This is a genomic window from Cognatiluteimonas profundi (assembly GCF_009792795.1).
GTDB lineage: Bacteria > Pseudomonadota > Gammaproteobacteria > Xanthomonadales > Xanthomonadaceae > Cognatiluteimonas > Cognatiluteimonas profundi.
The window spans coordinates 683,571-709,095 of sequence record NZ_VKHQ01000003.1 but is presented as its reverse complement, the minus strand read 5'-3'; the positions used below and the strand labels follow the sequence as shown (position 1 = coordinate 709,095).

The 25,525-nt window shown below is 66.4% G+C and carries 19 protein-coding genes and 1 tRNA gene; 7 read left to right on the top strand and 13 right to left on the bottom strand.

The genetic code is table 11. From position 1 onward, the window contains the following. Positions 1-5 precede the first annotated feature (5 nt). The 9 genes from bamA to rpsB all read right to left on the bottom strand — a co-directional run bounded on the left by bamA (position 6) and on the right by rpsB (position 10,271). Entirely contained in the window at positions 6-2,543 is a 2,538-nt protein-coding gene (gene bamA / locus GST15_RS05315; protein WP_159016180.1) for an outer membrane protein assembly factor BamA, read from the bottom strand. Between the two features lie 73 nt (positions 2,544-2,616). Further along, entirely contained in the window at positions 2,617-3,966 is a 1,350-nt protein-coding gene (rseP, locus tag GST15_RS05310) for an RIP metalloprotease RseP (protein ID WP_159016179.1), read from the bottom strand. Then, positions 3,963-5,189: a 1-deoxy-D-xylulose-5-phosphate reductoisomerase gene (locus tag GST15_RS05305; RefSeq protein WP_159016178.1), complete on the bottom strand. Its 1,227-nt coding sequence runs from the start codon at positions 5,187-5,189 to the stop codon at positions 3,963-3,965. Before GST15_RS05305 ends, rseP begins: the two co-directional genes overlap by 4 nt. A gap of 83 nt (positions 5,190-5,272) precedes the next feature. Further along, positions 5,273-6,112, bottom strand: a complete 840-nt coding sequence (locus GST15_RS05300; protein WP_159016177.1) for a phosphatidate cytidylyltransferase — start codon at positions 6,110-6,112, stop codon at positions 5,273-5,275. Then, complete coding sequence (gene uppS / locus GST15_RS05295; protein ID WP_159016176.1) at positions 6,109-6,888, bottom strand: polyprenyl diphosphate synthase; 780 nt, start codon at positions 6,886-6,888, stop codon at positions 6,109-6,111. The genes GST15_RS05300 and uppS overlap by 4 nt, the downstream gene beginning before the upstream one ends. A 7-nt stretch (positions 6,889-6,895) precedes the next feature. After that, positions 6,896-7,453 (bottom strand): ribosome recycling factor, encoded by a 558-nt coding sequence (gene frr / locus GST15_RS05290; protein WP_159016175.1) that lies wholly within the window; start codon positions 7,451-7,453, stop codon positions 6,896-6,898. A gap of 123 nt (positions 7,454-7,576) precedes the next feature. Continuing rightward, entirely contained in the window at positions 7,577-8,299 is a 723-nt protein-coding gene (gene pyrH, locus GST15_RS05285; RefSeq protein WP_159016174.1) for a UMP kinase, read from the bottom strand. 112 nt (positions 8,300-8,411) lie between these two features. Next, positions 8,412-9,281, bottom strand: a complete 870-nt coding sequence (gene tsf / locus GST15_RS05280; protein WP_159016173.1) for a translation elongation factor Ts — start codon at positions 9,279-9,281, stop codon at positions 8,412-8,414. A gap of 120 nt (positions 9,282-9,401) precedes the next feature. Beyond that, entirely contained in the window at positions 9,402-10,271 is an 870-nt protein-coding gene (rpsB, locus tag GST15_RS05275; RefSeq protein ID WP_159016172.1) for a 30S ribosomal protein S2, read from the bottom strand. A 321-nt stretch (positions 10,272-10,592) separates the two neighbouring features. Here rpsB and map point away from each other — a divergent pair, with 321 nt between their 5' ends. The 5 genes from map (at position 10,593) to dapE (ending at position 16,497) form a co-directional block, all read left to right on the top strand. Continuing rightward, a complete protein-coding gene (map, locus tag GST15_RS05270) occupies positions 10,593-11,369 on the top strand; it encodes a type I methionyl aminopeptidase (RefSeq protein ID WP_159016171.1) in 777 nt (258 codons plus the stop codon). After that, positions 11,366-13,993: a [protein-PII] uridylyltransferase gene (glnD, locus tag GST15_RS05265; RefSeq protein ID WP_159016170.1), complete on the top strand. Its 2,628-nt coding sequence runs from the start codon at positions 11,366-11,368 to the stop codon at positions 13,991-13,993. The genes map and glnD overlap by 4 nt, the downstream gene beginning before the upstream one ends. Next, a complete protein-coding gene (gene dapD, locus GST15_RS05260) occupies positions 13,945-14,883 on the top strand; it encodes a 2,3,4,5-tetrahydropyridine-2,6-dicarboxylate N-succinyltransferase (RefSeq protein ID WP_425482207.1) in 939 nt (312 codons plus the stop codon). Before glnD ends, dapD begins: the two co-directional genes overlap by 49 nt. A 121-nt stretch (positions 14,884-15,004) precedes the next feature. Further along, the gene (locus GST15_RS05255; RefSeq protein ID WP_159016168.1) at positions 15,005-15,370 is read left to right on the top strand and encodes a Spx/MgsR family RNA polymerase-binding regulatory protein; all 366 of its coding nucleotides are present in this window, start codon (positions 15,005-15,007) and stop codon (positions 15,368-15,370) included. Then, positions 15,367-16,497, top strand: a complete 1,131-nt coding sequence (gene dapE, locus GST15_RS05250; RefSeq protein WP_159016167.1) for a succinyl-diaminopimelate desuccinylase — start codon at positions 15,367-15,369, stop codon at positions 16,495-16,497. The genes GST15_RS05255 and dapE overlap by 4 nt, the downstream gene beginning before the upstream one ends. 150 nt (positions 16,498-16,647) lie before the next feature. Here dapE and GST15_RS05245 read toward each other — a convergent pair whose 3' ends face one another. The 3 genes from GST15_RS05245 to parC are packed head-to-tail and all read right to left on the bottom strand — an operon-like array spanning position 16,648 to position 21,967. Next, positions 16,648-19,023, bottom strand: coding sequence for a penicillin acylase family protein (locus GST15_RS05245; RefSeq protein WP_159016166.1), 2,376 nt, complete (start codon positions 19,021-19,023; stop codon positions 16,648-16,650). 41 nt (positions 19,024-19,064) lie between these two features. Then, positions 19,065-19,721 (bottom strand): thiopurine S-methyltransferase, encoded by a 657-nt coding sequence (locus GST15_RS05240; RefSeq protein ID WP_159016165.1) that lies wholly within the window; start codon positions 19,719-19,721, stop codon positions 19,065-19,067. Positions 19,722-19,723: 2 nt separating this feature from the next. Beyond that, the gene (gene parC, locus GST15_RS05235; protein WP_159016164.1) at positions 19,724-21,967 is read right to left on the bottom strand and encodes a DNA topoisomerase IV subunit A; all 2,244 of its coding nucleotides are present in this window, start codon (positions 21,965-21,967) and stop codon (positions 19,724-19,726) included. Positions 21,968-22,123: 156 nt separating this feature from the next. On the opposite strand from parC, the gene GST15_RS05230 reads away from it, so the two are divergent. Beyond that, positions 22,124-22,210: transfer RNA gene (locus GST15_RS05230), tRNA-Leu, on the top strand. Positions 22,211-22,282: 72 nt separating this feature from the next. Here the strand turns inward: GST15_RS05230 and GST15_RS05225 are convergent. Beyond that, positions 22,283-23,335, bottom strand: coding sequence for an NAD(P)-dependent alcohol dehydrogenase (locus tag GST15_RS05225; RefSeq protein ID WP_159016163.1), 1,053 nt, complete (start codon positions 23,333-23,335; stop codon positions 22,283-22,285). A gap of 540 nt (positions 23,336-23,875) precedes the next feature. Here GST15_RS05225 and GST15_RS05220 point away from each other — a divergent pair. Next, positions 23,876-25,516 carry an ArnT family glycosyltransferase gene (locus GST15_RS05220; RefSeq protein ID WP_159016162.1) on the top strand — a complete coding sequence of 547 codons (1,641 nt, stop codon included), beginning with the start codon at positions 23,876-23,878 and terminating at the stop codon, positions 25,514-25,516. Positions 25,517-25,525: the final 9 nt, after the last annotated feature.

The following is a 25,525-nucleotide window of genomic DNA, read 5'->3' as shown; positions in this document are numbered from 1 at the left end:
CGCCCTCAGAAGGCGCCGCCGAATGTGAACTGCAGGCGCTCGATCTCGTCGCCGGGTTCCTTGCGGATCGGGAACGCGTAGCTGATCGAGATCGGGCCGACCGGCGCGCGCCACAGCACGGCGACACCGGCCGACGCGCGCAGTTGGTTGGCGCTGAACGCCGTCGTGTTCGCGAAGACGTTGCCGAAGTCCACGAACGCCGAGACGCGTGCCGACGGGCTCTTGATCAGGTTCGGGAAGAAGACCTCGACCGAGCCGGTCGTCTTCACCGCGCCACCGAGAGGCTGCTTGAACGTGCTCGTCGGCGTGAAGCCTTCGCGCGGGCCCAGGGTGTTGTCGCGGAAGCCGCGCACCGAGCGCGTGCCGCCGGCATAGAAGTTCTCGAAGAACGGCAGGCCGTCAGCCGTGAGCGTCCTGACGTAATCAGGGGACGTCCCCGGAATGCAGGGGTCGCTGGGAGCCGGCCCGGGGACGAACACTGGCGGCGTGCTGGGATTGTTGTCGGTGTCCTGCAGGCTGCCCGCGGTGTAGCAGACATCGCGGGTGACGGCGCTGCCGTAGCTGTTGCCGTAACCCAGGCTCACCCGGGTATTGAGCACCAACGAGCGCGAGATCGGCCAGAACTTCGAGAAGTCGTAGTTGAGCTTGTAGTACTCGACGGTCGAGCCTGGAAGCGTGATTTCCGCCGAGATGCGCTGGAAGGTGCCGCGCGTCGGGGTGAAGTAGTCGTTCCGGGTGTCACGCGCCCACGCCAGCTGGGAGCGCCAGGAATGGAACGTGCGCTGCCCGAGGGCATCGATGTAATCGATGATCGAAGGCGGGGTGGAGCCCGGGAATACATTGATCTGGTTGCTGTCGATGCCGAACATCGCCGACACCGTGTCGGTTTCGGTGATCGGCAGGCCGAGTACGACCTGGGCCGAGGCGTTGGTGCTGGAGAACGCCGCGGTGTTGAAGTTGGAGTTGTCGAATTCCCGATAGGCAAGGTTGTAACCGAGCGACATGCCCTCGTCGGTGAAATAGGGATTCAGGAACGAGAACGAATAGCGTTGCAGGTAGACGTTGCGCTCGGCTTCCACCGAGACCTGGTTGCCGGTGCCGAGGAAGTTGTTCTGCGACAGCTGGATCGACGTGGTCAGTCCGGCGAGCTGGGAGAAGCCCAGGCCGAAGGTGAAGCTGCCGGACGTCGTCTCCTTGACGGTGTAGACGACGTCGACCTGGTCGTTGGTGCCGGCCACCGGCTGGTTTTCGACATCGACGCTCTCGAAGAAGCCCAGTCGTTGCAGGCGGATCTTCGAGCGGTCGATCGCGGCCTGCGAGTACCACGCGCCTTCGAACTGGCGCATCTCGCGACGCAGCACTTCATCGGCCGTGCTGGTATTGCCCTTGAACACGATGCGACGCACGTTGACGCGCGGGCCGGGCACGACCTGCAGGTTGATGGCGACGGTGCGCTTGTCGCGGTCGAGTTCGGGGATCGCATTGACCTGCGCGAACGCATAGCCGATGTTGCCCAGCGTCGCGGTGATCGAATCGGAGGTCAGTTCGAGCAGCTTCCGCGAGAACACCTGGCCCGGCTTGACCAGCAGCATCTTCTCGATCGAGGCCTTCGCGATGACGGTGTCGCCGGTGACCTTCACGTCCGATACCGTGTACTTCTGGCCTTCGGTCAGGCCGGCGGTGATGAACATGTCGCGCTTGTCGGGGCTGATCGCGACCTGCGTGTTGTCGACGCTGAAGTCGATGTAACCGCGATCGAGGTAGAACTCGTTGAGCTTCTCGAGGTCACCGGTGAGTTTTTCGCGCGAGTACTGGTCGTCGCGGCGGTACCAGCTCAGCCAGTTGCTCTCCTGCGACTCCCACTGGTCGACGATTTCCTTCTGCTTGTACTGCTCGTTGCCGATCAGGTTGATGTGCCGGATCTTGGCGGGCTTGCCTTCCTTGACGTGGATGATGACGTCCACCCGGTTGCGATCGAGCCGGGCCACGGCCGGCGTGATCTCGACGTTGTACTTGCCGCGGTTGTTGTACTGCCGGGTGAGTTCCTGGGTGACGCGGTCCAGGCTGAGTCGGTCGAAGGTGTCGCCTTCGGCAAGGCCGATGTCCTTCAGGCCCTTCTCCAGGTCCTCGGTCTTGATGTCCTTGTTGCCGTCCAGCGTCAGCTTGTTGATTGCCGGTCGCTCGACCAGCGTGACCACCAGGATGTTGCCCTGGCGACCCATCCTGACGTCCTCGAAGAAGCCGGTCTTGTACAGGGCGCGGATGCCCTCGGCGATCCTGGTCTGGTCGACCGTGTCGCCACGCTCGATGGGCAGGTAGGTGAATACCGTTCCCGCCGAAATCCGCTGCAGGCCGTCGACGCGGATGTCGCTGACCGTGAACGCCTCCGGCGGAGCGGGCAGGGTGACCGGTTCGGCCACCTGCGGTGCGCTCTGGGGCACGAAGGGATTGGCCGACTGCGCCATCGCGGTGAGCGCCGGAGCCGGCGACAACGCCGTGGCAAGGGCAAGGACAAGCAGGCGGCGGGCGGGCATTCGCGTCATCAGTACGTCCAATTGAGATGTGTGCCCGCGCGATGTGTCTCGCGACGGGCGGACTTGCTGGCTGGGAGTCGGGTCAGCGCAGCAGTTGCAGGATATCGTTGTAGAACGCCAGGCCCATCAGGCCGGCCAGCAGCGCCAGCCCGATGTATTGTCCCGCCGCCATCGCGCGTTCGCTCAACGGGCTGCCTTTGGCCAGCTCGATAAGGTAATACAGCAGGTGGCCGCCGTCCAAGACGGGGATCGGCAGGATGTTGATGATCGCAAGACTGAGCGACATCAGGGCCAGAAAGTTCAGGAACCACGCCGGCCCCAGCTGGGCTGACGCGTTGGCGTAACGGGCGATCGTGATCGGGCCGGAGACATTCCCCGCCGAAGCGTGGCCGCTGACCAGGCGCCCGATCATGGCAACCGAGTCGCTGCCCAGTTTCCAGGTTTCCTCCAGGGCGGCCGGCACGGCGGCGACCGGGCCGAACTGCAGCCGGGCGTCATAAGCAGGCGCCTGGCCCGGTTGCGGGCCGATTCCCAGCGCCCAGTAGCGCCCGCGTTGTGGATCCGTGCGCTGCCGGGGGGTGATTTCCAGCGCCAGCCGGTCACCGTCGCGCTGGACCTCGATCATCGCCGCGCGGGCGCCGACCTGTTGCACGAGCGGGCCGATGTCGTCGAAGGACGGCACCGGCCTGCCGTCGATGGCGGTGATCTGGTCGCCTTCGGCCAGCACGCCCCACGCAGCGGAGCCTGGCTCGATCCGGCCCACGACCGGCTTGAGCAGCTGGTGCCGGGGCGTCAGTCCGACCGCCTGCATCGCGTGCTGCTCATCGGAGCCCGCCGGCAGGCTGGAGAGCTCAAGCGTATGCACGGATTCCTGCTGGCCGGCGCTGCGGACTCGGACCGGCACATCCTCGCGGTCCATTGCCGCGGTGGCCAATGCCAGCGCGGCTTCGCTCCAGGTTGGCGTCTTCCTGTCCCCGACCGCAAGGATCGTGTCACCGGCCTCGAGTTGCGCGCGCGCCGCAATGCCCTCGACGTGGCCGATCACCGGCGCGTAATCGGGGCGCCCGATCACGAACATGCCCCACAACAGGGCGACACAGAGCAGGAGGTTGGCGAAAGGACCCGCCGCGACGATCAGGATCCTGCGCCCGACCGATTGCCGGTTGAACGCCTGTGGAAGGTCGGCCGCCGCGACCTCGCCTTCGCGCTCGTCGAGCATCTTCACGTAGCCGCCGAGCGGAATGGCCGCGATGGCGAATTCGGTGCCGTCGCTGCCGCGCCGCATCCACAGCGGTCGCCCGAAGCCGACGGAAAAGCGCAGCACCTTCACCCCGAATCGGCGCGCGACCCAGAAGTGCCCGAACTCATGGAATGTCACCAGCACGCCGAGGCTGACGATCATCCACCACACGGATCCGAAGAAATTGCTCATGCGGCGCGGGATCCATCAGGCTGGCGGCGGAACCCGCGGGCGCGATCGCTGGAGATGATGCTGTCGGCGTGCAGGCGCGATCGCGCGTCCGCGTCCAGCAATGCGTCCAGGGAGTCTGCCGCGACAGCGGGGATGGCTGCGAGCGTGTCTTCGACGAGTTCGGCGATGCGCAGGAAATCGATGCGTCCCTGCAGGAATGCAGCGACGGCGATTTCGTTGGCGGCATTGAGGACGGCAGGCGCGGTACCGCCGGTGGCCAGCGCGCCGTAGGCGAGCGACAGGCAGGGAAACGCATCGAGATCGGGCGGCTCGAAATCCAGGCGTCCGCTGGCGGCGAGATCCAGTCCCTTGACGCCCGACTCGATGCGCTGCGGCCATGCAAAACCCACGGCCAGCGCCGTGCGCATGTCCGGAAGTCCCAGCTGCGCCAGCGTCGAACCGTCGATGAATTCGACCATCGAGTGCACGAGGCTTTGCGGGTGGACGAGGACGTCGATGCGGTCGCCCGGGAGATCGAACAGGTGGTGGGCTTCGATGACTTCCAGCCCCTTGTTCATCAACGTGGCCGAATCCACCGAAATCTTCGCGCCCATCGACCATTTCGGATGCGCCACGGCCTGCGCTGGCGTCACATCGCAAAGCTGGCTGCGACGGCGTCCGCGGAACGGACCGCCCGATGCGGTCAGCACGATCCGCCGCAGACCGCTGCGCGCATCGGCGGCGGGCAGGCACTGGAAGATCGCATTGTGCTCGCTGTCGATCGGGATGATGCGGGATCCGGCGGCGCGGGCGGCGGCGGTCAGCAACTCGCCAGCCAGTACCAGCGACTCCTTGTTGGCCAGCAGCAACCGCTTGCCGGCATTGGCCGCTGCCATCGTCGAAGTCAGTCCCGCTGCACCGACGATGGCCGCGACCACGGTATCGCAGGCCTCGCTGGCAACCAGTTGCACCAATGCAGGGTCGCCGGCGTGGGGCTGCGTGGCCAGGCCGGCCTCGCGAAGGCCGTCGCGCAGGCGGGCGTACGCGGACTGGTCGGCGATCACTGCATGGTCGGGCGCATGCGTCCGGCACAACGCGAGCAGGCCATCCACGTTGCTGCCCGCGGCCAGCAATGCCGGACGCAGGCGGTCGGGATTTCGCGCGATGACATCCAAGGCCGACGAACCGATGGATCCGGTTGCGCCAAGCACTGCGATGCGGCGGGGAAGCGTCGTATTGCTCAAGACGTGGTGGATTTCCGTTGAAAGGCGATGCGGCGTGACGCAATGGGGCGATGGACGTCAGCTCACCTGTTGCGTCCGTCGGTTCAAAACCCCAGCCATGCCTTGCCAAGGGCAAAAACCGGCAGGGCTGCGATGACGCCATCGATGCGGTCGAGGATGCCGCCATGGCCGGGAATCAGGTCGCCCGAATCCTTGGCGCCGACATGTCGCTTGAGCAGGCTTTCGAACAGGTCGCCAACCACCGAGAACGCAACCGCCACGACCGCGACCAGCGCCACAGCCGGCAGTTGCGCCACGGAAGCGCCTGCGAGCGGCGCGAATGCGAGGGCAACCGCAACGCCGGCCACCAGCCCGCCGATCAAGCCCTCGACGGTCTTGTTTGGACTGATCCGCGGGCTCAGTTTGCGCTTTCCATAATGACGGCCGACGAAATACGCGCCGGTATCCGCCGCCCAGACCAGCGCCACGGCGACGAAGAGCCATCCGTGCCCATGGTTGGAGTCGCCATGGATCCAGGCCGCCGCGCACCATGCTGGAATGATGGCCAGGGTGCCGGCAGCGAGCTTGAAGACGCGCGCGTGCGTATCGTGGTCGGAGGCGAACTTGTAGCGACTCAGCCACAGCGCCGCCAGCAGCCACCAGATCACGCCGATCATCGTGGCTAGCTTGAACAGCACATAGGACAGCCCGCCGCCGGGCAGGCGCGACGCCCAGACGATCGCCACCATCAAGGCCAGGTTGACCACGAGCAGGATCGTCCGCGCGAGCGTGTCGTCGACGTCGGCCAGCTTGAACCATTCCCACAGCCCGGCGAGGAACACGACTGCCACCAGCGCCAGCAGCCATGCGGTGGGAAGCCACAGCATCGCCGCAATCGCGAATGGGGTCAGCACGAGCGCCGCGAGCACGCGGGTCTTGGTCATGCGGAAGTCTCGTCAGGGGGAAAAGCGGCGCCAGATGCATCACTGTCCGGGCGCTGGGCGCCCGTCAGCCCGAAACGGCGCTCGCGACTGGCGTAGTCCTCCAGGGCGCAGCGCAGTGTGGCTGCATCGAGGTCCGGCCACAACGTCTCGGTGAACCACAACTCGGTATAGGCGAGTTGCCACAGCAGGAAATTACTGATCCGGAAGTCGCCGCCGGTCCGGATGAACAGATCCGGCGGGGGCAGGTCGGCCAGGGCGACGCGGCTTGCGAACAGGCGTTCGTCGATCTCCGCGGGCTGCAGGCGGCCAGCCGCGACGTCCTCGGCCAATCCGCGCGCGGCGGCGGCGATGTCCTGGCGTCCGCCGTAACTGGCGGCGATGGCGAGGTTCAGCCGCGAATTGCCCTGCGTGAGGCGCTCGGCGGCATCCATGCGCTGGCGGATCTGCTCGTTGAATCGCCCGCGCTCGCCGATGAAGCGGATGCGCACGCCACGCCGATCGAGTTCGGCGACTTCGCGGTCCAGGGCGTTCATGAACAACTTCATGAGGGCGCCGACCTCGTCCTGCGGACGCCCCCAGTTTTCGCTGGAGAAGGCGAACAGCGTCAGTGCCTCGATGCCTTGCTCGATGCAGAAGTCGATGCACTGGTTGACCGCGCGCGTGCCAGCACGATGCCCGATCACGCGCGGTCGTCGGCGTTGCTGCGCCCAACGACCGTTGCCGTCCATGATGACGGCAAGGTGTCGTGGAATCCGGGGCCCCGTCGGCGTGCTCATGCGACGATCAGACCGCCATCAACTCCTGTTCCTTCGCCTTCACGACTTCATCGACGTCCTTGATCGCCTTGTCGGTGAGTTTCTGGATGTCCGCCTCGCTGCGCGACGATTCGTCCTCGGTGATCTGCTTGTCCTTCAGCAGTTCCTTGACGTGGTGGTTGGCGTCACGGCGGATGTTGCGGATGGCGACCTTGGTGTCTTCGCCGGCGCCATGGACGTGCTTGGACAGTTCCTTGCGGCGCTCCTCGGTCAGTGCCGGGAGGTTGATCCGGATCACGGTGCCCGCGGTGTTGGGGGTCAGGCCCAGGTCCGAGCCCAGGATGGCCTTCTCGACCGGGCTCACCATCTGTTTTTCCCATGGAGTGATCGTCAGCGTCCGCGCGTCGGTGACGGCGATGCTGGCGACCTGGGTCAAGGGCATGTCGGCGCCGTAGTAATTCACTTTCAGGTGGTCGACCAGCGCGGTGGACGCCCGGCCGGTGCGCACCTTGGTCAGGTCATGGCGAAGCGCTTCGACGCTCTTGCTCATGCGCGCCTGTGCGTCTTTCTGGATGTCGCTGATCATGGCCGGCTCCGAAGCGAATGCATCGGATCAGTATAAGCGAAGGCTGCGAATCGGCCGTCTTCCGCGGCCTGGGCCGGAAAACGGCAACGACGCGCCCGGCAAAACCGGGCAGGCACGATCGCGCTAGCCGCGACCCTTGACCAGGGTGCCGATGTTTTCGCCGCGCAGGACCCGTTGCAGCACGCCGGGCTGGCCCATGTCGAAAATGCGCAGGGGGAGATCGCTGTCCCTGCACAATGCGAATGCAGCGGTGTCCATGACCTGCAGGTCGCGACTGAGGACTTCGTCGTAATCCAGCGTCTCGAAGCGAACGGCATCGGCGAATTTCTTCGGATCCTTGTCGTAGACGCCGTCCACCTTGGTGGCCTTGAGCAGCAGGTCCGCGCCGATCTCGATCGCCCGCAGCGCGGCGCCCGAATCGGTGGTGAAGAAGGGGTTGCCCGTGCCCGCGGCGAAAATCACGATCCGGCCTTTTTCGAGGTGCCTGATCGCACGTCGACGGATGTAATCCTCGCAGACGTCGTTGATCTTGATCGCGCTCATGACCCGCGCCTTGGCGCCGAGCTTTTCCAGGGCATCCTGCATCGCCAGCGCATTGATGACGGTGGCGAGCATTCCCATCTGGTCGCCGGTGACGCGGTCCATGCCACCCGCGGCGAGGCCGGCACCGCGGAAGATATTGCCGCCACCCACCACCAGCGCGATTTCAGCGCCTGCCTGCTGCGCCTGGATCACTTCGCGCGCCAGTCGACCGATGACCTTGGGATCGATCCCGTAATCCTCATCGCCCATCAGCGCCTCGCCGGACAGCTTCAACACGATTCGGCGATAGGCGAGTTGCGACATGGCGGGCTCCAATTGCGGTCGGCCGATTGTAGCGGATGGCCCCGGCGACCAAGGCCAGGACAACAAAAACCCGCGTTTCCGCGGGTCCTGTCTGCAGCCTTGGGGCGGGACTTCAGGCCAGTCCGGCCTGCTTCATCACTTCGGCCGCGAAATCGTCAGCCTGCTTCTCGATGCCCTCGCCAACGGCAAGGCGGACGAACGACAGCACTTGCGCGCCGCCGGCGGCCTTGAGCGCGGCCTCCACGGTCTGGTTGGTGTCCATGACGTACGGCTGGCCGGTCAGCGTGATTTCGGAAACCGTCTTCGCCACCTTGCCGGAGATCATCTTCTCGAGGATCTCGGCGGGCTTGCCCGAGTCCCTGACCTGGGCCAGTGCGATTTCCTTTTCGCGCGCGACGAAGTCGGCCGGAACATGCGCCGGCGAGATGTACGGCGGGTTCATTGCGGCGATGTGCATCGCCAGGCCGCGCGCAAGCTCCGGGGTTCCGCCCTTGACTTCGATCAGCACGCCGATGCGGCCGCCGTGGACGTAGGCACCGATGGTGTTGTCGCTCTGCATGCGCGCCATGCGCCGCACCTGCACGTTCTCGCCGACCTTTGCGATCAATGCCGAACGCAGGTCCTCGACGGAACCGCCGTCGAGCTTTGCGACCTTGAGCGCATCGATGTCGTCGACCTGCAGCGCAGCCTGCGCGACCGCGTCCGAAAACGCCAGGAAGCCAGCGTCCTTGGCCACGAAATCGGTCTCGGAGTTGATTTCGACGATGACTGCATTGTTGCCGGACTGCGCCATGGCGATGCGGCCTTCGGCAGCGACGCGGCTGGCTTTCTTGTCGGCTTTGGCGAGTCCGGTCTTGCGCAGCCAGTCGGCCGCCGCCTCGATGTCGGCGGCGTTTTCGACCAGGGCCTTCTTGCATTCCATCATGCCGGCGCCGGTGCGCTCGCGCAGTTCCTTGACCAGGGTTGCAGTGATTTCTGCCATGGGGTAGACCTCGAAAATAGTTGTAGGGCGGGCCTTGGCCCGCCATCGCGATACGGCGGGCCAGGGCCCGCCCTACGTGGATGCGGCCGCGACAAGCGCAGCGGCCGCTTGAGCGCCGGATTACTCGGCGGCCGGGGCTTCTTCGGCCGCGGGGGCTTCGTCAGCCTTGGGTGCTTCGTCGGTCGTCGGGGCGTCGGCCTTCTTGGCCTGCGGCTTGCGTGCCGGCGCACGGCCACGGGCCGGCTTCACCGGGTTGCCTTCGGCATCGAGCTCGACGAATTCGTCTTCGCGAACCGCTGCCTGCGGGGCGGCGGCCTTGCCTTCCAGCACGGCGTCGGCGGCGGCGCGTGCATACAGCTGCACGGCGCGGATGGCGTCGTCGTTGCCCGGGATCGGGTAGTCGACCAGCGCCGGGTCATAGTTGGTATCGACGACGGCGATCACCGGGATGCCAAGCTTCTTGGCTTCCTTGATGGCGATGTCTTCGTGGCCGATGTCGATGACGAACAGGGCATCGGGAAGGCGGTTCATTTCCTTGATGCCGCCCAGCGAGGCGAACAGCTTCTCGCGCTCGCGGCGCAGGCCGAGGACTTCATGCTTGACCAGCTTCTGGAAGCTGCCGTCGGTTTCGCCGGCTTCCAGTTCCTTCAGGCGCGAAACCGACTTCTTCACCGTGGCGAAGTTGGTCAGCGTGCCGCCGAGCCAGCGCTGGGTCATGTACGGCATGTTGCAACGCTCGGCTTCTTCCTTGATGGCATCGCGCGCCGAACGCTTGGTGCCGACGAACAGGATCATGCCGCGCTTCTGTGCGATGGCCGAGATGAAGTTCATCGCGTCGCTGAACAGCGGCACGGTCTTCTCGAGGTTGATGATGTGGATCTTGCCGCGGGCGCCGAAGATGAAAGGCGCCATCTTGGGATTCCAGTAGCGGGTCTGGTGGCCGAAATGGACGCCGGCTTCCAGCATCTGGCGCATGGTGATCTGGGGCATTGCAAAACTCCGATGGGGAACCGCCGCCGATGGGTGAATGGCGGTCGTCCCGTTGCGGGGACGAAGTTCCGGGGTTGGGCCTCCCTGCTGCCACCGTGTCCGAATCCGCGCCCTTCAAGGCGTGGACACCCCGGCACGGGTGGTTGCAGCAGGTGTGGATTCGCCGGTGTCGCCCGGCGTGGGCGGCCATCCCGGGCAGGAACTCCCCGGGTCAGCCGCGGAATGGTAGCCCGAAGGATGATCCTGGGCAACCCGAGCCCCATCCCGCGGGGATTCAGCCAGCCGGGCGGGAAGCGGTAGCCGCATCGGCGATAATGGGCGATGCCCGTCGCAACCAAAGCACCCCAGGATATCGAGAAGATGCGCGTCGCCGGCCGCCTGGCCGCCGAAGTGCTGCAGGTCGTCGCACCCCACGTGAAGCCGGGGGTCAGCACCGAGGAACTCGATCGCATCTGCCACGAGCACATCGTCAACGTCCAGCAGGCGATCCCGGCCAACGTCGGCTATCGCGGGTTCCCGGCGACGGTGTGCACGTCCGTCAACAACGTCATCTGCCACGGCATTCCCAGCCCGGCCAAGGTCCTGCGCGAAGGCGACATCGTCAACATCGACGTGACCGTCATCAAGGATGGCTGGCACGGCGACACCAGCAGGATGTACTACGCCGGCACCCCGTCGGTGATGGCGCGTCGCCTGGTGGAAGTCACCCGGGAGGCCATGTTCCGCGGTATCCGTTCGGTCCGACCCGGGGCGACCCTGGGCGACATCGGGCAGGCGATCCAGCAGTACGCCGAGGGCGAGCGGTTCTCGGTCGTCCGCGAATACTGTGGCCACGGCATCGGCCGCGTTTACCACGAAGAGCCGCAGGTGCTGCATTACGGGCGTGCCGGCGAAGGCCTGGTGCTCAAGCCCGGCATGACCTTCACCATCGAGCCCATGATCAACGAGGGCGCGCGCCACACGCGCCTGCTGCCCGATGGCTGGACGGTGGTCACCAAGGATCGCAAGCTGTCCGCGCAGTGGGAGCACACGGTGCTGGTGACCGACGACGGGGTCGAAATCCTGACCAGGCTTCCGGGCGACGACAACGACCTGTGAACAAACCGGCCGCCGCAACGCAGGGTCCATCGCGGCAGCCTGGGCAATCCGACGGCCAATGGGCCGCTGCGAGCCGGGCCGCTCTTGCGGAAGCTGACGCCGTCCTCGCCGGTCGATTCGATCGCGGCGAGGATATCGACGCATTGCTCGCCTCGCGCACGCGGACCGTCGACGCCGTGGTGGCCGAGGCCTGGGCGCGATGCATCGATGCCGACGCGCCGATGTCGCTGTTTGCCGTCGGCGGGTATGGGCACGGGGAGTTGTTCCCGCAATCGGACATCGACCTGCTGGTGCTGGCCGAAGCTTCCGCGCAGCAGGCGCACCAGGAGCCGTTGGCGCGCCTGTTCGCGCTGCTGTGGGATGCCGGCCTGCCGGTCGGCCATGCCGTGCGTTCCACGGCGCAATGCACGCAGGCCGCGACGGGCGACATCACCGTCATGACCGCATTGCTCGAAGCCAGGCCACTCGTCGTGCGTGCCGATGCCGCGCGCGAACTCGCCGCGTCGATCGCGGCCGGGGCCTGCTGGCCGCCTGGCGAATACTTCCTCGCCAAGCGCGAGGAGCAACGCTTGCGGCATGCGCGCTTCGACGACACCAGCGACAACCTGGAGCCGAACCTCAAGGAAGGTCCCGGCGGATTGCGCGACGTGCAGACGCTGCGATGGATGTCGTTGCGCGTTCTGGGATCCCGCGGGCTCGAGCCGCTGATCGGACTCGGCCAGCTGGGCGCCGACGAATACGCCACGATCGAATTCCAGCGTCGCGTCCTGTCGCGCCTTCGCTTCGGCCTGCACCTGGTTGCCGGAAAGCGCGAGGAGCGGTTGCGCTTCGATCACCAGAAGACGCTCGCGCAGCGGCTGGGCTACGTCGATACGCCGGAGAGCCTGGCCGTCGAACAGATGATGCAGGGTTTCTACCGCAGTGCCGCGCTGGTGCTGCGCGTCAACGAGCGCTTGCTGCAGCGATTCGAGGAGCAACTGGAAGGCGAGGCGGTTCCGCAGCCGCTCGATGGCGGGTTCCAGTCCATTCGGGGCTACCTGCACGCCTGCGCGCCGGCCTGGCCTTCGGGCATCGATGACGTCTTCGCCATGTTCTCGACGTGGGCCGCACATCCCGAATTGCGCGGACTGCATTCGCAGACCGCACGCGCGCTCGCCGAGGCCTTGCCGCGGATGCCGGCCTATGTCGACGCGGGCGCGATGCAGCGCAATGCCTTCATGGCGCTGGTGCGCGGGCCGCAACCGGTCGAGACGGTGGCGCGCATGGCGCGGCTCGGCGTGCTCGGCCGGTGGCTGCCGGCATTCGCGCGCGTCTCGGGGCGGATGCAGTTCGACCTGTTCCACGTGTACACGGTCGACCAGCACACGCTCGCGGTGCTGCGCAATATCGCCGGCTTCGCATCGGGCGTCGTCGATGAGCGATTCTCCATCGCGCACGATGTGTGGCCGCGCTTGCGCAAGCCGGAATTGCTGCTGCTGGCCGGGCTCTTCCACGACATCGCCAAGGGCATGGGCGGGGATCACTCGCAGCTCGGTGCGGTCGAGGCACTGTCGTTCTGCGCGGCGCACGGGCTGAGTCGCGGCGATACCGACAGCGTGGCGTGGCTGGTGCGCAACCACCTGCTGATGTCGGTGACGGCGCAGAAACAGGATATCGGCGACCCCGACGTCATCCACCGGTTCGCAACGCTGGTGCTCGACCAGGAACGCCTCGACCTGCTGTACCTGCTGACCTGCGCCGATATCGCCGGCACCTCGCCCAAGCTCTGGAACGGATGGAAGGATCGCCTGCTGGCCGATCTCTACACGGCGACGCGCGTCGCGCTGGGCAGGGGGCTGGAGCATCCGTTGGCCGCCGACGAGCGCATGTCGGACACGCGCCAGGCAGCGGCGACGTTGCTGGCCCAGGCGGGTTTGACGCCCGCCCGGATCGAGGCCGCCTTCGCCCGGATGCCGGATGCGGCATTCCTTCGCAGCCCTGCGCAGGTGGCCTGGCAGGCCGGTGTCATCCGCACGATCGGCGAGCGTGACACTGCGGTCAGCGCACGATCGCTGCCCACGGCTGGCGCGCTCGAGGTGTTCGTCCATTCGCCGGATCGCGATGGATTGTTTGCCGCGATCGTCGCCACTCTCGACAGGCTGGGCTGCGCGATCCAGCAGGCGCGCCTGCTCGTCGGACCGGCGGGCAATGTATTCGACATCTTCGAGGTCGTGCCGATGGATGCGCGGCACGGCGATCCGGAAGGCATCGCGGCGGCCCTGCGCCAGGTGCTCGCATTGCCGGACCTCGACGTGGTGCGATCGGTCCGGCGCACGCGGCCCAGGCATCTGCGGCACTTCGCGACGGCGCCCATGGTCCGGCTGGACACGGCTGACCATGGTTCGGCGCGCACGACCCTGAGCCTGGTGTCCACCGACCGGCCCGGCCTGCTGGCGGATGTCGCGCGCGTGTTGCGCCGGCAGCGCCTGCGCGTACACGACGCGCGTATCGCGACGTTCGGCGCCCGCGCCGAAGACGTTTTCCAGATCACCGATGAACATGATCTTGCGCTGACCGATCCACGGCAGCAGCTCGCATTGCGCGAAGCACTGATCGCCTGCCTCCAGGGAGATTCCATCCAATGACCGAACGCAAGCCGGCAAAAAAGGTCGCCAAGGCCAAGCCGAAACCCAAGGGCCCAGCCGCGGATGAACTGCGGTTCGTGATCGACAGCGCGTGGGAACGTCGCGCGATGTTGACGCCGGAGGAGCTCGAAGGCTCGACCGCGCCCACCGTGGAACGCGTGATCACCGGCCTTGAGACCGGTGAATTCCGCGTGGCGGAGCCCGACGGCGAGGGCGGCTGGCGGGTGAACGAATGGCTGAAGAAGGCCGTTCTGCTGTATTTCCGCACGCAGGAAATGGAACTGATCGAGGCCGAACCCGCGCCCTTCTGGGACAAGGTGCCTGCGCGGTTCGCGGATTTCGACGAATCGCAGTTCCGCAAGCTCGGTGCCCGGGTCGTTCCGGGCGCGATCGTCCGGCGCGGCACCTTCATCGGCAAGGATGTCGTGCTCATGCCGAGCTTCCTCAACATCGGCGCGCACGTGGGCACCGGCACGATGGTCGACACCTGGGCCACCGTTGGCAGTTGCGCCCAGATCGGCCGGCATTGCCACCTGTCGGGCGGCGCCGGCATCGGCGGCGTCCTGGAGCCGCTGCAGGCGACGCCAACGATCATCGAGGACCACTGCTTCATCGGCGCGCGTTCGGAGGTCGTCGAAGGCGTGGTGGTGGGACACCACAGCGTCATCGGCATGGGTGTCTTCCTCGGACAGTCGACGCGCATCTACGATCGCAGCACCGGCGAGGTCAGTTATGGCCGCATTCCACCGTTCAGCGTCGTCGTGTCGGGTCAATTGCCGGCCAGCGACGGCAGCCATTCCCTGTACTGTGCCGTGATCGTCAAGAAGGTCGACGCGAAAACACGCGGCAAGACCTCGATCAACGATCTGCTGCGCGGCCTCGCGCACTGACCCCGCACAAGGAACCTCCCATTCCCATATCGCCATTCCCATTCGATCGGTTCGCGCGCATGGTGGCCAAGACGCTCATCCAGCGCGTCGACCGCATCCGCAACCCGGCATGAAAGCATCCATGACAACCCTGTACGTGTACGGCCTGGCAAATTGCGACAGCTGCAGGAAGGCTCGCAACTGGCTCGAGCGATTCGAGATCCCGCATGTCTTCATCGACTATCGCGACCAGCCGCAGTCGGCGGCAACGCTGCTGGACTGGAAGGAGCGCGTCGGCGGCTGGGACCTGATGATCAACAAGTCCTCCACGACGTGGCGCAACCTCTCGCCGCACCGCAAGGCGCCGGGCTCGGACGCGGAATGGAACCTGCTCGTGCGCGAGTATCCGCAACTGATCCGCCGTCCCGTCGTCGTGTCGGCCGATGGAACCGTGACCCAGGGTTTCAGCGACAACCTGTTCAAGCAGCGCTTCGGGGATCGCAAGTGAGCGACGTGCTCGACCTGGCCATGCAACTGATCGCGCGCGCCTCGATCACGCCGGATGACGCGGGCTGCCAGGCGCTGGTTGCCGAACGACTGCATCGGGCCGGCTTCGCGATCGAATCGATGCGTTTCGGCGCGGTCGACAACCTGTGGGCGACGCATGGGTCTGGTGGGCCGGTGCTGGTACTGCTCGGACATACCGACGTCGTGCCGCCGGGCCCTGCAGGATCGTGGAGCAGCGATCCTTTCATCCCGGAAGTGCGCGACGGCAACCTGTACGGACGCGGTGCTGCGGACATGAAGGGCAGCGTGGCTGCTTTCGTGGTCGCCCTCGAACGTTTCGTTGCGGCGCACCCCGGCCACGATGGCACCGTCGCATTGTTGCTGACGTCCGACGAGGAAGGCGATGCGGTCGATGGCGTCCGCAAGGTCGCGGAGGTATTCCGCACGCGTGGGCAGGCAATCGACTGGTGCATCACGGGGGAGCCGTCGTCGAAGCAGGCGCTTGGCGACCTGCTGCGCGTCGGGCGACGCGGCACGCTGTCGGCGACGTTGGCGGTGCAGGGCGTGCAGGGCCACGTTGCGTATCCCGACAAGGCGCGAAATCCGATCCACGAGGCGCTGCCGGCGCTGGCGGAGCTCGCCGCACGGCAGTGGGACGAGGGCCATGCATCGTTCCCGCCGACCAGCTTCCAGATCAGCAACGTGCATGCGGGCACGGGGGCGAACAACGTCATCCCGGGCGAGCTGCAGGTCCTGTTCAACCTGCGCTACAACCCCACGTGGCGCGCGGAACGACTCGAGCAGGAATGCGAAGACATCCTGCGCAGGCATGGCCTGGACTTTCGCGTCGAATGGCATCGCGGCGGCGAGCCGTTCCACACGCCTGAAGGTCCGTTGCGCGCTGCGGCGCGTGATGTCCTCACGCGCTTCGTTGGCACGCCGCCGGAGGAGAGTACCGGCGGTGGCACTTCCGATGCGCGATTCATCGCGCCGCTGGGCGCGCAATGCATCGAGATCGGGCCGGTGAATGCCAGCATCCACAAGGTCGACGAGCACGTCAGCATCGCTGACCTGGATGCATTGCCGGACCTGTACCGCGCACTCATCGAGCGACTGCTGTTGCATTAAAGGGGTCAGAGTGAAGTTTCGCGCCGGCACGCCGTGATTCAGCGGAGATCCCCATCGCGAAACTTCACTCTGACCCCTTTAATGCCCGCTTCTCAGCCCGGGAACGAAGCGCCGAAACTCCACTCTGACCCCCTTTAATGCTGGACCCCTTTAATGCCCGCTTCTCAGCCCGGGAACGAAGTGCAGCGTGTGCTCCGCCTTGCCCGGCAGGAAAGGCGTCGCGCGGCCATGGACCCAATCCTCGTGCCCGGCACCCCAGTAGGGCGATAGCGGATTCCCGCTTTGCCCGCCGGGCATGTGGATGAAGCCATCGGCTTCGTGTCCCGGCGACACGACCATGCGCTCGGAGGCGCCGAAATCCGGACCCGCGACGCGCGGCATGTTGCTGTCGCCAGGCAGCGGATCGAACGGCATGCACAACAATCCCCGTGCGAACGCCGGGAGCGCCTTCGACAGCGGATGGCAGATGCGTGCGGTGTTGCGTTCGCCCCAGGTGCGGCTGGACAAGGTCCCCTGCGCGTCCGGGTCGTCGCGAACCGCCCTGGCGGCATCCTCGAACAAGGCATTCCAGCTGGCGAAGCGCCGCGGCAGCAGGTTGCGCGGCCGCTGCGTCACCAGCGGCCAGGCCACGCCTTCGAACTGCGGCAGGTCGGGCATCAGGAAGCGCTCGCCGAGCGCGACCTGCGCGGGCGCGGTCAGGCCATCGAGCAGGCGTGCATGGACCGCCAGTCGCCACGCACGCACGACGCGGTAACTGACCGAGTCGGTGCTGGCATGCCCGTCCCAGGTGCTGGCCGCCTCGGCAAGCGCGTCGAGCGCCGGCGACCGTGTGCTGGTCGCGGTGGACTGCAGCAACTGCCACCAGCGCTGCAGGAACACCGCGCGGTCGTCGAGCTGGATCGCCAGCAGGTCGCGTTCGGTGAAGGTGTTTTTCGCCAGAAGGTCGTCGCGGATCTGCCTCGCGCGCGCGCCCAGCGCATAGCCGCCATTGCCGAGCTGCGCGAGTGCGGCGCCGTCCAGGATCCGGTTGTTGGCGGTCCACAGTCGCGAGCCATCGATCTGGCTGGCCACCTCGGGCTTGTCGCGCAGTCGCCAGCCGATGCAGCGCTGGTCGAAGGCGAGGTTGCCGCGGCAATCGGGCCGGCGATCGGGGACGCCTCCGACAAGCGTCCACGCTGCCTGCCCGGCCCGGTCGACGATCACCATGTTCTGCGTCGGGATGCGCGCCGGCGCCGAGAGGGCGATGGCGTTGTCGAGCGTATCGGCGCGCGCCAGTTCGTTGAGATCCAGGTTGACCGCGCCCTTGGCCTGCGCCGCCCAGTAGCCGACGAGATCGTCTCCGCCAGCATCGGTCTGCAACACGGGCACGGGCACGGTTGCAGTCCATTGGGCGACGGCAAGATCCACGTCAGGCGCACCGGCAACGGCGATGCGTTCATGGGCCGTGGGAAGGCACGCGGTGCGCGGACCGGTCGATTGGTGACATCCGGGAACGGCAGCCCAATCCGCGGTGTCGATGTAGCTGTTGGTGAACCCCCATGCGACATGGCCATTGCTGCCGACCACCACCATCGGCAAGCCCGGAAGCGTGAAGCCGGACGTGTCGACCTTACCCCCCGGTGCCTGCGCGTCGCGATAGCGCAGGCGCGCCCGGAACCAGATGTTCGGCACCCGCAGGGCCAGGTGCATGTCGTCGGCGACGATCGCGCGTCCGTCCCTCGTCAGTGCACCGGAGACGGCAAAGCTGTTGCTGCCGATGTCCTGCGCCGCGGCGGGCAGGTCCGCAAGCGGACGCGGTTGCCGGGGGATGGGCGACGTGCGCAGGTCGAGCTCCGCCGCGTCGGGCAGCACGGCATCACCGCGCGCCTGTCCCATCAGCGGCGCATCCCATCGGGTGCCATCGCGCGACAGCAGCGCATACAGCACGGGCGGCACGACCTGCCGGATCCGCGACATCGCCAGTTCGCGCTGGTTGCCTGCATCCTGCAGGTCGAAATACATCGCAAAACCCACCAGCGGCGTATCGGCCAGCTGCCATGGCCTGGGCTTGGTGCGCAGCAGCAGGTACGGCCACGGCCGTACCTTCAGGTCGGAAAGCCCGGCGTTGATGCCCTCGACGTAGGCCTGCAACACCGCCCGCTGGGGACCTGCAAACGTCGCAAGGTCCTCGATGGCGCGCGTGCGCATGCGATGCACGCGATGCTGCCTGTCGGTCTTCACGGCGATGGGCCCGAAGAGCTCCGCCAGCTCTCCCGCCGCGGTGCGCCGCATCAGGTCCATTTCGAAGAAACGTTCCTGCGCATGCACGTAACCCAGTGCGCGCATGGCGTCGAGTTCGTTGGCCGCGTCGACCGTGACAACGCCCAGGTGGTCGCGCTGGATCGTGACCGGCGCGGAGAGGCCGGGCAGGGACATGGCGCCGTCCAGCGTCGGCAGGCTGCCGCGCAGCAGCAGCCATCCGGACAGGCCGGCGAGCATCAGCAGGACCGTCAGCGCGACGGCGATGCGCTTCAACCAGATGGCCATGCATCCCCCCGCTTGACGTCGTCCCGCGAGGATAGCCGAGATCAGTTGCGTTGCAGGCGGTACGCGGCCGTGTGCAGTTCGGTCACGCCCTCGGCGACGAAACCTGGTTGTGAGGCCAGGATGTCGCTGCGCTCGAGCACTCCGACATTCCATGCGGGCTCGAACAGCGCACGAACCTCGTCGGCGTCAACCGAAAACGGCGGTCCGGCTTTCTGCTGTTGCGGATAGTCCAGGGTCACCAGCAAGCCGCGGCAGTCCGCGGGCAGGCGCCCATACACATGCGCGGCGTAGCGCCGGCGCATGTCCGGCGGCAATGCGATCAGCGCCGCGCGATCGTAGACGCCGGCGCATCCAGCCAGTGCCTGCGCGCCGAGCGCGAAGACGTCGCCGCAGATCACCTCGATCTCCCCGGCGACGTGGTGAACGCCGTGGCGAGATTCCCGCAGGATTGGCGCCAGGCCGTTCTCGGCAAAGAACTGCTCCACCGCAATTGGCGACAATTCCACGGCCAGGACGCGATGCCCGCGTGCGGCCAGCCAGAGCATGTCGAGCGACTTGCCGGCAAGCGGCACCAAGACGCGTGCGCCCGATACGACGCCCGTGGCATCCCAGTACCGCTCGAGCAGCGGCGTGACGCGTTGCTGGTGAAAGCCGATCTGGCCTTCGCACCACCGTTGTTGCCAGAACGCAGGATCCATGGCTATTCCACCGACAATCCGTCGACCTTCTGCCACCCGCGCGGCAACAACCCGCCACGCCCGGCGCGATGGCCAACATAGGCATCCAGGTCCTTGAACGACAGCGTCATCGTGCGGTTGCCGGACCTGATCGACAGCGTGCTGCCCGGCGCGACGACGGCAACCGCGATCACGCGCTCGGTGCCCAGCTTGGCTTTCGGGATGTCGATGATCTTGTTGCCCTTTCCGCGGTCGAGCTGTGGGAGTTCGCCGGCCGGGAAGGCAAGCAGGTGGCCGGCGGTGGTCACCGCGACGACACGTTCGTTGTCGACGGCAGTGGCGAGGGCCGGCTGCAGCACCCGTGCTCCCGGCGCGAGCGACAGGATCGCCTTGCCGGCCTTGTTGCGACCAGTGAGGTTTTCGAGCGCGGTGATGAATCCGTAGCCGTGGGAGCTGGCGAGCAGCAGTCGTGTCGCGCCGTCGCCCGTGGCGAGTGCCTGGAACGATGCGCCAGCCGGCGGCGAAAAACGTCCTGTCAACGGCTCGCCATTGCCGCGTGCACCCGGCAGCGTGTGCGCCGTCGTCGAGTAGCTGCGCCCGGTGGAATCCAGGAAGGCGACCAGCTGGTTGCTGCGTCCCTTCACCGTTGCCAGCAGGCTGTCGCCCTCGCGGTATGCCAGCGACGTTGCATCCACGTCGTGTCCCTTGGCAGCGCGGATCCAGCCTTTTTCGCTGAGCACGATCGTCACCGGTTCGCTGGCGACCAGTTCGGTCTCATCCAGTGCCTGTGCCGCGCCGCGCGTCACCAATGGTGAGCGCCTGGCGTCGCCGAAGCGCTTGGCATCGGCCAGCAGTTCATCCTTGATCAGCTTCTTGAGTTTCGACTTGCTGCCCAGCGTGGTCATCAGCCGGTCGCGTTCGCTGTCCAGCTCATCCTGCTCGCCGCGCAGCTTCATTTCCTCCAGCCGGCCCAGCTGCTTCAACTTCGTGTCGAGGATGTAGTCGGCCTGGTCGTCGCTGAGCGCGAAGCGCGCGATCAACGCGGCCTTCGGCTCGTCCTCGTGACGGATGATGCGGATCACTTCATCCAGGTTGAGGAAGGCGATCAGCAGGCCTTCGAGCATGTGCAGGCGACGCTCGACGCGTTCCAGGCGATGCTGCAGCCGCCGGGTCACGGTGTCGAAGCGGAACGCCAGCCATTCGCCGAGCAGCATGCGCAGGTTCTTGACCTGCGGGCGGCCATCGACGCCGATGATGTTCATGTTGACCCGGTAACTCTTTTCCAGGTCGGTCGTCGCGAACAGGTGGCCCATGAGCTGGTCCGCATCGATGCGGCTGGAGCGCGGGATCATCACGATGCGGGTCGGATTCTCATGATCCGATTCGTCGCGCAGGTCCTCGAGCCAGGGAAGTTTCTTGGCGCGCATCTGCATGGCGATCTGCTCGATCACCTTGGAAGGCGACACCTGGTAGGGCAGTGCGGTGATGACGATGTTGGCCTGTTCGCGCGCGAAGGTCGCGCGCGCCCGCACGCTGCCATGGCCGGATTCGTACATGGCGAGCAGGTCGCTGGCGGGTGTGATGATCTCCGCTTCCGTCGGGTAATCCGGCCCGCGAACGTGCTCGCACAGGTCGCGAACGGTCGCCTCGGGATCGTCGAGCAGGCGCACGCAGGCGCTCACGATCTCGTTGAGGTTATGTGGCGGGACGTCGGTGGCCATGCCGACCGCGATGCCGGTGGTGCCATTGAGCAGCAGGTGCGGCAATCGTGCCGGCATCCACTTGGGCTCCTCCAGCGTGCCGTCGAAGTTGGCGTCCCAGTCGACCGTGCCCTGCGCCAGTTCGCCGAGCAGCACCTCGGCGATGGGCGTCAGCCTGGACTCGGTGTAGCGCATGGCCGCGAACGACTTGGGGTCGTCCGAGGAGCCGAAATTCCCCTGGCCCTCGATCAATGGATAGCGGTAGGAGAAGGGCTGGGCCATCAGCACCAGCGCCTCGTAGCAGGCCGAGTCGCCATGCGGATGGAACTTGCCGATGACGTCGCCGACGGTACGCGCCGATTTCTTCGGCTTGGCGCCGGCATTCAGGCCCAGCTCGCTCATGGCATAGATGATCCGCCGCTGCACCGGCTTGAGCCCGTCGCCCAGGAATGGCAGCGCGCGATCGAGCACCACGTACATCGAGTAATCCAGGTACGCGCGTTCGGCGTATTCGCGTAGCGGGATCTGTTCGAAGCCGTGGAAAACGGGGCGGACGGGATCGTTCATTGCAAAGGGAGCCGTGGGTATCGAATACCCCGCGATTCTACTGGCTCGCGTTCGCCGCCCAGCAGGCGCGACCGTTGGATCCGTCCAGAACGGGCGAGGGCTGCTGGCGCGTTGACAAGGATGCCGCCGGCCCGCAACATACGCGCCCTGCACCCTGCCCGGGTGGCGGAATTGGTAGACGCACTAGCTTCAGGTGCTAGCGGGGGCAACTTCGTGGAGGTTCGAGTCCTCTCCCGGGCACCATCTAAAAGAACCCCTGAGAAATCAGGGGTTTGTTTTTTTCAGGGGCTCGAATCCGCCCCTGCCAGCCCGCCTTCAGGCCGTGAGCGACGCGTTGTCGATCACGAAGCGGTACTTGACGTCGCTCTTCTGCATGCGGTCGTAGGCAGCGTCGATCTGCTGGATCGGGATCATCTCGATATCCGACACGATGCCGCGTTCGGCGCAGAAATCGAGCATCTCCTGGGTTTCGGCAATGCCGCCGATCAGCGAGCCGGCGATGGATCGGCGCCCGAAGATCAGCTGGCCGATGTTCGGACTCGGGTGCGGATGCTCGGGTACGCCGACCAGGCACATGGTCCCGTCGCGCTTGAGCAGCTTCGTGAACGCATCCAGGTCATGGCTCGCCGCGACCGTGTTGAGGATGAAGTCGAAGCTGCCCGCGTGTTTCTGCATCTCATCGGGATTCCTGGAGATGACGACTTCGTCCGCGCCCAGGTCCAGTGCGTCCTGGCGCTTGCCCTCGCTGGTGGTGAACGCAACGGTGTGCGCGCCCATGGCGTGCGCGAGCTTGACCCCCATGTGGCCGAGGCCACCGATGCCCACGATGCCGACCTTTTTGCCTGGCCCCGCGTTCCAGTGGCGCAGCGGCGAGTAGGTGGTGATGCCCGCGCATAGCAGTGGCGCCACCGCGGCGAGCTGGGCTTCGGGATGGCGGATCTTCAGCACGAACTTGTCGTCGACGACGATGCGCTGCGAATAGCCGCCCAGCGTGTGTCCCGGCGCATCCGCGGCCGGCCCGTTGTAGGTGCCGACGAAGCCGTTCTCGCAGTACTGCTCCAGTCCGCCGTCGCAGGCGCTGCAGTGCTGGCAACTGCCGACGAGGCAGCCGACGCCGACCGTGTCTCCCACCTTGAAGCCGGTGACATCGGCACCGACGGCCGTCACATGGCCGACGATTTCATGGCCCGGCACGCAGGGGAATTTCGTCCCGCCCCATTCGGAACGGACGGTGTGGAGGTCGGAATGGCAGACGCCGCAATAGGCGATTTCGATCTGCACGTCGTGAGCGCCCGGCTCGCGCCGCTGGATGTCGATGGGCTCGAGCGGCTTGTCGCCGGCGTGGGCGCCGTAGGCTTTGGTGTTCATTCAATGCTCCTTGTTGCGTCAGCAAGATCGTTCGGCCGCATGTTCCAGTCAACGATCCTGCCGCCGGTGTGGCGATGTGTGGCTCCCGCCATGGCGGGTACGGCGCGGTGCCTGCGGCTGTGACCCATTCGGCAGGTCCTTTTGCATGGCAGCGCCTGTCATGGCCGCCAGGCCACTTTACCCTGCGCGTCGTGTTGGACGGATCGCGGTGGGCTGGATCGCACGGTCTCCATCTAGCCTGCCTGCAGGCACCGGTGGCGTACGGGAGTTCACCGCCCGGCTGCGGCCAGGTCGCGGTCGTCCCGCGATCGTCGCACCGGGGTAGGAAGTGAGATGCGGCAGCTCCGACCAACCGGCCGGGGCGCATCGCGACCCAACGCACGTCGCGACTCACGTCGACGAAAGCCTCTTGAAAGCCGTGGCGCCGAACCTGCTCGCATGACGAGTACCCAGAGTCGGGCGAGCAGGGCGGACACATCGCAGGTCGGCAAAACAGCCGAGGAGGCGTTCCGCCACGCGATGCGATGCGAGGTGTCGGACGTGCGCAGCAGCCACGTTCCGGCAAATGCCGCCGAGGCGCCATCGGTGTGGGCGGGCGTTGGCGTGCTGCTTGCCTACGCTTGCCTGCGCGTGGCTCTGTTGTGGAGCGTTCCCCTGAATTCCGACGAGCCGCAGCACGCGCACGTGGCCTGGGCATTGAGTCGGGGGCTGGTTCCTTACCGGGACGTGTTCGACAACCACGCACCACTTTTCCACCTGCTCTACGCGCCGTTGCTGGCCGTGCTCGGCGAAACCCCGGATGTGATGGCGTGGCTGCGCCTTGCCATCATCCCGCTGGCGGTTGCCGCGATCGGATTGACGATGGTGATCGCAGGCCGGCTGTGGAGTCGAAAAACCGGTTTGTGGGCCATCCTGCTGCTCTGCGCTTTCCCGCCTTACATGATGGAAGTCGGCACGTTCCGGACGGACGCGATGTGGGCGGTCGCATGGATCGGCGCGGTCGCCTGGGCGGTCCACGGCCGCTGGACGTTGCAGCGCGCATTCTGGTTCGGCGTCCTGGTCGGCACGACATTCGCCGTGTCGATGAAGACACTGTTGCTGCTTTCGGGGCTTGCGTTGACCTGGTCGTTCGTGGTCGCGGCATTACCCGCGGCCCAGCGACCCTCGTTGGGCGCCAGCTTTCGCAGTCTCGGGGCAGCGTTGTCGGGAGCCGCGATCGTTCCCGCATTGGTGGTGGGCTGGGTCGCTGCAAAGGGCGGCCTGGCCGCGATGCGTTATGGCGTCATCGAGCACAACATCCTGCCCGACGTGGGTCGGACGCACGGGATCCCGTGGCGCTTGCCGCTGATGATATTGGCGATCGGACTGCTCGCATTTGTCGTGCGCAAGGTCATTGCAGGCGCAACCGACAAGGCGCTGTCCGCGCGACGGTGCCTGGTCGCCGGTTCCGCCGTGGCTTACACGCTGCTCCTGCTGGGCATCTGGCCGCTGCTGTCGCGCCAGGATCTGCTGCCCTCGGCGCCACTGCTGGCCCTTGGCCTGGCGGCATGGTTGGCGGGCCGCCGACATCCTGCAGCGGCATGGCTGCCGACGGGCCTGGCGATTGCCGGATTGGCCTGGGTAGGCTTCGGCCACCCTCCCTGGGAGAACCGCCTCGCGCAGGAGCACGCATCGCTGGCCGACATCCTGGCCACCACCACGGATCGCGATCAGGTGATGGATGACAAGGGTGCGTCGATCTTCCGCATGCGTCCCTTTTATTTCGCGCTGGAAGACATCACGCTGGCGCGGATCAGGAGGGGCTTGATCAAGGACGATATCCAGCAGCGATTGCTGGCAACCGACACGCACCTTGTCTGGGCCAGGCGCCTCTCGCCAATGGATGCGCGGTTCGTGGCTGCAAACTACCTGCCCGCGCGCGACGGCCTGATGGTTGCCGGCCATGATTTCGGCTGGTTGCACCGCAATGCCGTCGAGACGATGCAGGTCCTGCTACCTGGCTTTTATGCGCTGGATGCCACGTCCGGCCCGGGTCAATCCGGCGTGCTCCTGGATGGCAGCGCGTACGTCACCCCGCGACTGCTCGCCGCCGGACCGCATGCGTTGTCCGTGGCCCAGGCAGGCCGCTACGCACTGGTCTGGCAACCGGCGCAATCCCTGTTGTCCTGGCGGGAGCACTGAGGGTGGAAA

Bases quoted from the DNA above. Each gene is read 5' to 3' on its own strand.
- rseP (WP_159016179.1), bottom strand. From the start codon at position 3,966: ATGAGCAATTTCTTCGGATCCGTGTGGTGGATGATCGTCAGCCTCGGC.
- rpsB (WP_159016172.1), bottom strand. From the start codon at position 10,271: ATGCCCCAGATCACCATGCGCCAGATGCTGGAAGCCGGCGTCCATTTC.
- GST15_RS05245 (WP_159016166.1), bottom strand. From the start codon at position 19,023: ATGGCCATCTGGTTGAAGCGCATCGCCGTCGCGCTGACGGTCCTGCTG.
- bamA (WP_159016180.1), bottom strand. From the start codon at position 2,543: ATGACGCGAATGCCCGCCCGCCGCCTGCTTGTCCTTGCCCTTGCCACG.
- frr (WP_159016175.1), bottom strand. From the start codon at position 7,453: ATGATCAGCGACATCCAGAAAGACGCACAGGCGCGCATGAGCAAGAGC.
- parC (WP_159016164.1), bottom strand. From the start codon at position 21,967: ATGAACGATCCCGTCCGCCCCGTTTTCCACGGCTTCGAACAGATCCCG.
- tsf (WP_159016173.1), bottom strand. From the start codon at position 9,281: ATGGCAGAAATCACTGCAACCCTGGTCAAGGAACTGCGCGAGCGCACC.
- GST15_RS05255 (WP_159016168.1), top strand. From the start codon at position 15,005: ATGACAACCCTGTACGTGTACGGCCTGGCAAATTGCGACAGCTGCAGG.
- GST15_RS05300 (WP_159016177.1), bottom strand. From the start codon at position 6,112: ATGACCAAGACCCGCGTGCTCGCGGCGCTCGTGCTGACCCCATTCGCG.
- uppS (WP_159016176.1), bottom strand. From the start codon at position 6,888: ATGAGCACGCCGACGGGGCCCCGGATTCCACGACACCTTGCCGTCATC.
- GST15_RS05240 (WP_159016165.1), bottom strand. From the start codon at position 19,721: ATGGATCCTGCGTTCTGGCAACAACGGTGGTGCGAAGGCCAGATCGGC.
- pyrH (WP_159016174.1), bottom strand. From the start codon at position 8,299: ATGTCGCAACTCGCCTATCGCCGAATCGTGTTGAAGCTGTCCGGCGAG.
- GST15_RS05225 (WP_159016163.1), bottom strand. From the start codon at position 23,335: ATGAACACCAAAGCCTACGGCGCCCACGCCGGCGACAAGCCGCTCGAG.
- map (WP_159016171.1), top strand. From the start codon at position 10,593: ATGCCCGTCGCAACCAAAGCACCCCAGGATATCGAGAAGATGCGCGTC.